Here is an 8,546-nt window from a genome sequence, read left to right as displayed (position 1 = left end):
CCCAGGAACCTTCGACGCGACCATGGAGAATCAGCGGGCCAAAAGGCGTAACGAGGATCGGCCGAAACGGCTGGTGGAAGACACTCCGAAGCTGCTGACGCTGGCCACTCCGGTGAAGGACGAAGTAGACAAGTCCAGCAAAGACACCATGTCGATCACTGTCATCAAGAAGGCTGAGGAGATCGAGAAGCTGGCTAAGTCAGTCAAGGAGCGGATGAAGGGGTAACAGCGCTCCCTAGGAGATCGCGAGCAGGCAAGCGCAGAGATACATGATCGTAAACAGGAGGCTGCGGCACATCATCTAGTCCTTCGAGAAACGGCGGATCGACCCTTAGGGTGTGTGATCGGCAATCGTAGGATTTGCAATAGGGACAAAGGGTTACAATCGAGAAGCAGAATACGATGCCTCGCAATGCCGCAGCAGCTACGACCCCGAAGCAGGCCGCCGATCACGGTGGCCTGAGCGCCGAGCAACTCGTCGAGTTCTACCGGTATATGTATCTGTCGCGGCGCATTGACGACCGCGAAATTCTGTTGAAACGACAACAGAAAATCTTCTTCCAGATCTCCTGCGCCGGCCACGAGGCCCTGCAGGTGGCTGCCGGTTTTGCCCTGAAGCCCAGCTATGACTGGTTTGTGCCCTACTACCGCGACCGTGCCATCAGCCTGGTCCTGGGACAGACCGCGGAGGATCAGCTCCTGCAGGCGGTCGGCGCCGCAACTGATCCCCAAAGTGGCGGCCGGCAGATGCCCTCCCACTGGACCAGCAAAAAGCTCCATATCGTCAGCCCATCGTCCGCAACCGCGACCCAGTGCCTGCACGCGGTCGGCATAGCAGAGGYGGGGCGATACTTCAGCAATCATCCGAAAGCGGCAGCAAAAGTTGACGGAGACTACCGTCAGTTCAAGGATGTCGTTTTTTATAACGACGAGGTTGCTTATACCTCGATCGGCGAGGGTTCCACCTCGCAGGGCGAGTTCTGGGAGGCGCTGAATACAGCGTCGAATAGCAAGCTTCCGGTGTTGTTTCTGGTGGAAGACAACGGCTACGCCATCTCCACACCGGTCGAATGCAACACGCCGGGCGGRAACATCTCGCATCTGGTGGCGAACTTCCCGAACTTCTTCTTTGCCGAGATCGACGGCACCGACGCGATTGCCAGCTATCGTGCTCTGGTTGAGGCTGTGGCCTGGTGCCGCAGCGGCAAAGGACCGGCGCTGGTGCATGGCCATGTGATTCGGCCATATTCTCACTCACTCTCGGACGACGAACGTCTCTACCGTACCGCGGCGGAGCTCGAGGCCGACGCCCTTCGCGATCCCATCTCGAAGATGCAGGCATTCCTGATCCAGGAGGGGATTCTGGACCAGGAGGGGGTTGCGTCGCTGGAGAAGGCCGTCGACCAAGAGGTGCAGCGTGCGGCGGACGCCGCTCTCGCTGCTCCGCTGCCGCCGGAAGATTCGATCCTGGTCCACCAGTACTCCGAAGACCTGGATCCCAAATCTTCGGCCTTCGCCACGGAGCCGAAGCAGACCGACGCCGCCGAGCGGACGATGGCTGACCTGATCAATCTCTGTCTGCACGACGAGATGCGGCATGACGAACGCATTGTCGTCTTCGGCGAGGATGTAGCGGATGTCAGTCGTGAGGACGGGCTGCGGAGCGGGGAACTCAAGGGGAAGGGCGGGGTCTTCAAGCTAACCTACGGCCTGCAGAAGGCGTTTGGTGGAGACCGTTGCTTCAACTCTCCGCTCGCCGAGGCCAATATTGTCGGCCGAGGGATTGGAATGGCGCTCCGGGGCCTGAAGCCCGTGGTTGAGATCCAGTTCTTCGACTACATCTGGCCGGCGGTTCACCAGATGCGCAACGAGTTGAGCGTAATGCGCTGGCGCTCGAACGGCGCCTACTCGGCACCGATGGTCATCCGCTGCCCGATCGGGGGATATCTGACCGGTGGTTCGATCTATCACTCCCAGTCGGGTGAGAGCATCTTTACCCATACTCCCGGGATTCGCGTGGTGATGCCGTCCAACGCCCTCGACGCCAACGGTCTGTTGCGCACTTCCATCCGCTGCGATGACCCTGTGCTGTTTTTGGAGCATAAGCGGCTCTATCGTGAGGCCTATGGCCGCGCTTCCAATCCAGGGCCGGACTACATGATTCCGTTCGGCAAGGCAAAGATCGTCAGGTCAGGCAAGCATCTTACCGTCGTCACCTACGGCGCCGTTGTGCCGCGTTCGCTGCAGGCAGCACAGAAACTGGAGCGCGAGAAGGGAATCAGCATTGAGGTGATCGACTTGCGCTCCCTGTCGCCCTACGACTGGGAGGCCATCGCCGAATCGGTTCGGAAGACCAACCGTGTTCTGATCGCGCACGAGGACATGATCAGTTGGGGCTACGGCGCCGAGATCGCAGCCCGTATTGCGGACGAGCTCTTCCACGACCTGGATGCGCCTGTCCGCCGTGTGGCCGGAATGGATACCTTTGTCGCCTATCAGCCAGTACTGGAAGACCTCATCCTGCCCCAGCCGGAGAAGATTTACGCCGCGATGAAGGATCTGGTCGAGTTTTAGGCGAGCCTTAGTTATTTCGGTAAAAAGTCATTCAAACGGCAACTTGTGGGGTAGATTGGGTTTCTTCCCCCACAGGTGCTGCCATGTTTCGCTCCGACTCTGCCTTCCGTACACTGTGTTCCGCCGCACTATGTGGCGTGCTGCTCTGCCAGCCATTGCTGGCGGAGAGATCAGTTTCCAATAAAGCGAAAACTGCGGGCACTATCGCCGCGCAGGACCGCGCCCGTTACGCCTTGAGCCGGTTTACCTTCGGCCCTCGTCCAGGCGAGATAGAAGCGGTGGAGAAGACCGGTCTGGAGCGGTGGTTTGACCAGCAACTCCATCCTGAAAAACTGGATGACACAGCGATGCTGATGCGGCTGGACCAATATCCAGCCATGAAGCTCTCTACGGCGGAATTGATGCGGCGCTTTCCGAGTCCGCAGATGATTCGTGTGATGGATCGGACCGGCGCATCTCTTCCCAGCGATCCCATCGAGCGGGCGATCTACCGCAGCCAGATCGAGCAGTACAAACTGCGGACGGCAGCGCAGGAGAAGGGACAGAGTCCCGATGCGATGCAGCCACAGAACGAGATGGCTGCCGGCGAAGACAATCCCGGCAAACGGGAAGCACGGATGCAGGCTGCCGGCATCGCTCCAGGGCAGCCGCAGCGCCTGGTGAAGGAGCTTGTAGAGCTTCCGCCGCAGGAGCGCTTCCAGAAGATTCTCGCGATGAACACGAGTGACCTGATGGCGCTCCGCATCGCCGGCCCGCAGCGTCTTTCTTCACTGATGGAGGGGATGACGCCAGAGCAGAAAGAGACATTGGCGGCGCTTGGTGGAACGCCGCGGCTTGTCGGGGCAGAGCTGATGGAGCAACGGCTCATCCGTGAGATCTACTCGACGCACCAGGTCGAAGAGGTCATGACGAACTTCTGGATGAATCACTTCAATGTGTACGTCCGCAAAAACGCGCAGGAGCCGTACTACCTTCCGAGCTATGAGCGCGATGTGATTCGTCCGCGCGCATTGGGGAACTTCGAGGACTTGCTGGTAGCCGTCGCCAGAAGTCCTGCAATGCTCGTCTATCTCGACAACTTCCAGAGCACCGGCCCCAACTCTGCCGCGGCTAGCCAGGGAGGCTTTCTGCGGACAGCGGCACAGCAGAATGCTCCGCGCGGCCTGAATGAAAACTACGCCCGTGAGCTGATGGAGCTGCACACGCTGGGAGTGAACGGCGGATATACGCAGAAGGACGTCACCGAGGTAGCAAAGGTCTTTACTGGGTGGACGCTCGATCCGGGTTTCCGTCCGAAACAGCTTCGGGGCGGTGTCTTCGGCCGTGAACGCAGGCAGCAGGCGGCGCAACAGATCGGTATGGGCATCGCATCCGCGAACAGTTTTGCTTTTCTTGACCGCCGCCACGAGCCCGGCTCGAAGACCGTGCTGGGCGTCACCATCAAGGAGAACGGCGAGAAAGAGGGGCTTGAGGTATTACACATGCTTGCCACCAGCCCGGCAACCGCTCACTTCATCAGTCAGAAGCTCGCGGAGCGCTTTGTCAGCGACCATCCGGATCCAGGATTGATCGAGAAGATGGCAGCCAGCTTCACTCGCTCCCATGGAGAGATCAAGGCTGTCCTGAAGACCATGTTCGATGCACCTGAATTCTGGGCGAAATCGAATGAAGGCGCCAAGTTTAAAACTCCAGAGGAGTTCCTGGTGAGCGCCGTTCGTGCAACCGGCGCCGAGGTTAGTAATCCGCTGCCTCTGGTTCAGGCCATGAACACACTCGGTATGCCGCTCTACGGAGCGCAGCCGCCAACGGGCTACAAGTGGGACCAGGAGACATGGCTGAACACCGGAGCCCTGGTCAATCGTATGAACTTTGGCATCCGGCTCGGGCACAGCCTGCCGGGAGTGGCTGTCGGCGATCCATCGGGAGAGCAGCAATCAGAAGAGGCAAAGGAACAGGCGTTGGAGAAGACCCTCTTGGGGAGGGCAGCCGGCGAGGGGACGCGTAAAACAGTCCTTGCGCAGTTCCGCAATCCTGAGCTGCAGGCCCAGGCTGAAAAGAGTCTTTCCGCTACCGAGGAAGAGACGCAGAGTAACGGAACGGCCTCGGCAAGTGTGCCTTCGCGGCGTTCCCGTGCCGGAGCCACCGTCTCCGCTCTGGATGATCAGACGGCGAATATGATCGGCCTTTTGATTGGATCGCCAGAATTCCAGAGGCGATAGGGGAGAGTCTTCTGGAACGTTTCCCCTGTTTCTGGGTATCACGGAAGAGGCGTGCCGCGGCGTTTCTATTGAGGAAAACGCCCATAGCATGCGGAAGCTCTGGATTACACCAACAGGGAAAATGTTCTGCCCGGCGAGAGAAATGCTCCGGATACGGGTCAAAACTAACGTAGAGAGGTTCTGGCGATGCGGATAACAAGGCGTGGATTCATGAAGGGTGGCGCACTGGCGCTCGTCGGTACGTCGACGATTCCAAGTTTTTTGACGCGTTCGGTGATGGCAGAGGTTACAACAGCCGCGGCCAACAAGAAGAAGCTCGTCGTCCTCTTCCAGCGCGGTGCAGCAGATGGTTTGAACATCGTTGTGCCGTATCACGAGAAGAACTACTACACCATGCGTCCGTCGCTTGCCATCAAACCGGAACAGGTTCTGGATCTGGATGGTTTCTTCGGCCTGCATCCATCAATGGCGTCCTTCAAGCCGCTTTATGAGCAGGGACATCTCGCGATCGTGCATGCTACGGGGTCACCCGATATAACACGGTCTCACTTTGATGCTCAGGACTTCATGGAGAGCGGTACGCCTGGCCTGAAGGCCACGGCCGATGGTTGGCTGAACCGGGCATTGCAGGAAGAGAAGCTGCGTGAGGAATCTCCTTTCCGTGCGGTTGCCTTAGGCGGTCAGGTCCCGCGCACGCTGCAGGGCAAACTGCCAGCAATCGCCATCAGCAATCTGCAGGATTTCTCCGTCGGTGGACGCGGTCCCGATCCATCTCCGATGTCGAATGCGTTTCAACAGATGTACGCCGATAGTGTCGACGCTGTGCTGCATGGCACGGGGCAGGAGACCTTCGAAGCTGTTCGCATGCTGAAGTCCGCAGATCCCGCGCACTACACGCCTGCGAATGGAGCAGCATACCCAAATACACCCTTCGGTAACAGCATGAAGCAGATTGCGCAGTTACTGAAGGCAAACCTCGGCGTGGAAGCAGCGTTTGCGGACATCGGTGATTGGGACACGCATCAGAATCAGGGGAACGTGAACGGACGCCTTGCGAATCGTCTCAAAGAGTTTTCCGATTCGATTGCCGCTTTCTGGAAGGACATGGGTGACGATACAGAAGACATCACGTTGGTCACGATGTCTGAGTTCGGACGCACGGCGCGTCAGAATGGCACCGGCGGTACGGATCATGGTCACGGCAATGTAATGTTCGTTCTCGGCGGAAATGTAAAAGGCGGTAAGGTCTATGGCAGATGGCCCGGCCTTGAGAACGAACAGTTGAATGAAGGCCGCGACCTGGCGGTGACAACGGACTTCCGTCGGGTTCTGGGTGAGGCAGCGTACAAAACGCTGGGAGCGAAAGATCTGAAGCTCGTTTTCCCAAATACGAACGTGCTTCCGCAAGAGTTCTTAAACTTTTTGTGAGTCTTAGTCGTTAACTGGGATATCACATGTGTGTGAGACAACTTTTTCGGATCACAAGCGTCTGATGAAGTGTTGTCAATCAACAACGTCTGGGTTACCGACTACGACCTGGGCTTCCATAATCCGCACCATCACTCCCTCCCATTTGGGGCTCCCAGCGTATCGGGAGCCCTCACTTCTTAAGGGCACAGTGACCTTTCATAAGCAGAGCGCGCATCTACTCACGGAGAGTCTGAGTCTGATTAGTCGAGACCGAAGTCTGATCAGTCCAGACCGATGCGATGATCCGCTGCCATGACGCCCGGGCCATAGGTAGCGAGCATCAGCGCAATCACAAGGCAGGAGAGCGCGTACTGTGAGCCTGCAAAGCCTTTGTGAATCGTCACCAGACCGATCGCGAAGCCCATGTTGACTGCAGCGAGAAGCGCCCAGAAGCGAGTGAGCAGGCCCAGGATCAGGCACAGCCCGCCGACGAACTCCGTGATGGCTGAGATGTAGCCAAGCCAGTACGGCATGCCGAGCGAATGCACAAAGGCTGCGTGATGGTTCATAGCAGAAAGCGCAGGTGCTCCATGCGATGGAATCACCTTGCCCCATCCCCAATACATCAAGCCGATGCCCAGCGTAAGACGAAGCAGAAGAGCGGCGGTCGGTTGCAAGCCATCAAGCCATTTACCCATAGGCCTAGTTAACCTCTCTTTGCGTCTGCCTGTCAGTGTGAAAACAGCGGAAGGGAACCCGGTTCGTTAGCATGTTGGTGGAGAGGTTGTTCATGTCGCAGTGGGTCCGCTTGTGTTCGATCAAGGAAGCGCCGGGGGAAGGCAAAGCAATGCAGGTGACAACAGCCGACGGTATTGACGTCTGCCTGGCAAGGCTGGACGGCGAACTGCATGCGCTGGATAACTGGTGTCCTCACCGGCGGGGCCCTCTGGGGGAAGGCTGGGTGGAAGGGGGAGCGATCGTTTGTCCGTGGCATGCCTGGGCTTTCGACCCGAAGACCGGCGTAGCGCACTCGCCCGAACGGGCGAGCGTGGAAGTTTTCGCGCTAAAAACGGAAGGCGACGATCTGCTTGTTGATCTCGCGTAAATGCAACTGAGATGGGACGTCGTTTCACCAGGAATGGCGATTTTCTGCCGGAAAATATAGGGTCCGGAGCATCTTCTGGCCCTGCGCTTTTTAGGCGCGGCAAAAGCTGATAAAATCGATTGAATCCACTCCTTGGAGAGGCGATGCAAGCCATCCTGGCGCTCGAAGACGGGCGCATTTTTCGCGGCAAGGGCTTCGGTGCGAAAGCCGAATGCTACGGAGAGGTCGTTTTCAATACATCGCTGACCGGATATCAGGAGATCTTTACCGATCCCTCGTATGCCGGGCAGATCGTTGTCTTGACGAACCCGCAAATCGGGAACTACGGCACCACGCCCAGCGACGCAGAAGCGTCGCGACCCTACATTGAGGGGCTGGTTGTTCGTGAGTTTTCTCCTATTAGTTCCAACTGGCGCTCTACTCAGGTAACCGATGAGTACCTCGAGCGCTATAACGTACCTGTCATCTCCGATATCGACACGCGCGCCGTGGTTCGCCATCTGCGCACCAACGGTGTCATGCGCGGCGTTGTCTCCACGCTGGAAACGGATCCGGACAAGCTCATTGCCAAGGCGCGTGCCATCAAGAAGATGGATGGTACGGATCTGGCCTCAGTAGTCACGACCAAGTCTGTCTACGAGTTTAATGCCGACGATCCACGTAACCAGGCCGGCGATCCGTTGCTGCCGCAGGCGCGCGATGGCAAAGGCGAGCCTCTGCACGTGGTGGCGTACGACTTCGGCATCAAGCAGAACATCCTGCGCATGCTCACGCGCGAGGGCTGCCGTGTGACGGTCGTGCCGGCAACCACGTCTGCGGAAGAGGTGCTGGCGATGAATCCCGACGGTGTCTTTTTCTCAAATGGCCCCGGAGATCCGGAACCGCTGCACTATGCCATCGAGAATGCGCAGAAGCTCAAAGGGAAGACGCCGATGTTCGGTATCTGCCTTGGGCACCAGATCTTCGGTCTGGCTCTGGGCGGCAAGACCTACAAGCTGAAGTTCGGTCATCATGGCGGCAATCATCCGATCATGAACAAAGAGACCAGCAAGGTCGAGATCACGGCGCAGAATCACAACTTCAACGTCGACCCGGCAAGTCTGCCCGCCGACGTTGCCGTAACTCACGTGAATCTGAACGACGATACGCTTGCCGGTCTGAAGCACAAGACCGATCCGATGTTCAGCGTGCAATATCACCCGGAGGCAAGTCCCGGGCCGCACGACTCGCACTATCTC

At 58.2% G+C, this 8,546-nt stretch carries 7 protein-coding genes; 6 read left to right on the top strand and 1 reads right to left on the bottom strand.

Going from position 1 to position 8,546, the window contains the following annotated elements; all coding sequences use genetic code 11:
• The 4 genes from AB4043_RS05915 to AB4043_RS05900 form a co-directional block, all read left to right on the top strand.
• The coding region (locus AB4043_RS05915; protein ID WP_442306663.1) for a hypothetical protein at positions 1-226 on the top strand (226 nt) is incomplete at its 5' end.
• A gap of 176 nt (positions 227-402) precedes the next feature.
• A complete protein-coding gene (locus tag AB4043_RS05910) occupies positions 403-2,574 on the top strand; it encodes an alpha-ketoacid dehydrogenase subunit alpha/beta (RefSeq protein ID WP_442306662.1) in 2,172 nt (723 codons plus the stop codon).
• An 83-nt stretch (positions 2,575-2,657) separates the two neighbouring features.
• Positions 2,658-4,793: a DUF1800 domain-containing protein gene (locus tag AB4043_RS05905; RefSeq protein ID WP_442299611.1), complete on the top strand. Its 2,136-nt coding sequence runs from the start codon at positions 2,658-2,660 to the stop codon at positions 4,791-4,793.
• Positions 4,794-5,003: 210 nt separating this feature from the next.
• A complete protein-coding gene (locus AB4043_RS05900) occupies positions 5,004-6,221 on the top strand; it encodes a DUF1501 domain-containing protein (RefSeq protein ID WP_442306661.1) in 1,218 nt (405 codons plus the stop codon).
• 263 nt (positions 6,222-6,484) lie between these two features.
• On the opposite strand, the gene AB4043_RS05895 is transcribed toward AB4043_RS05900, so the two are convergent.
• Entirely contained in the window at positions 6,485-6,901 is a 417-nt protein-coding gene (locus AB4043_RS05895; RefSeq protein ID WP_442299609.1) for a DoxX family protein, read from the bottom strand.
• Positions 6,902-6,993: 92 nt separating this feature from the next.
• On the opposite strand from AB4043_RS05895, the gene AB4043_RS05890 reads away from it, so the two are divergent.
• Together AB4043_RS05890 and carA are read left to right on the top strand one after the other, a co-directional pair.
• Positions 6,994-7,308, top strand: a complete 315-nt coding sequence (locus AB4043_RS05890; RefSeq protein WP_442299608.1) for a Rieske (2Fe-2S) protein — start codon at positions 6,994-6,996, stop codon at positions 7,306-7,308.
• A 143-nt stretch (positions 7,309-7,451) separates the two neighbouring features.
• The coding region (gene carA, locus AB4043_RS05885; protein ID WP_442306660.1) for a glutamine-hydrolyzing carbamoyl-phosphate synthase small subunit at positions 7,452-8,546 on the top strand (1,095 nt) is incomplete at its 3' end.

It is taken from the genome of Terriglobus sp. YAF25 (assembly GCF_052113305.1).
GTDB lineage: Bacteria > Acidobacteriota > Terriglobia > Terriglobales > Acidobacteriaceae > Terriglobus.
The sequence above is the reverse complement of the archived record's forward strand: the minus strand, read 5'-3'. Positions and strand labels throughout refer to the sequence as shown.

Excerpts from the sequence above, each read along its gene's own strand:
- AB4043_RS05905 (WP_442299611.1), top strand. The coding sequence starts at position 2,658 with ATGTTTCGCTCCGACTCTGCCTTCCGTACACTGTGTTCCGCCGCACTA.
- AB4043_RS05900 (WP_442306661.1), top strand. The coding sequence starts at position 5,004 with ATGAAGGGTGGCGCACTGGCGCTCGTCGGTACGTCGACGATTCCAAGT.
- AB4043_RS05895 (WP_442299609.1), bottom strand. The coding sequence starts at position 6,901 with ATGGGTAAATGGCTTGATGGCTTGCAACCGACCGCCGCTCTTCTGCTT.
- AB4043_RS05890 (WP_442299608.1), top strand. The coding sequence starts at position 6,994 with ATGTCGCAGTGGGTCCGCTTGTGTTCGATCAAGGAAGCGCCGGGGGAA.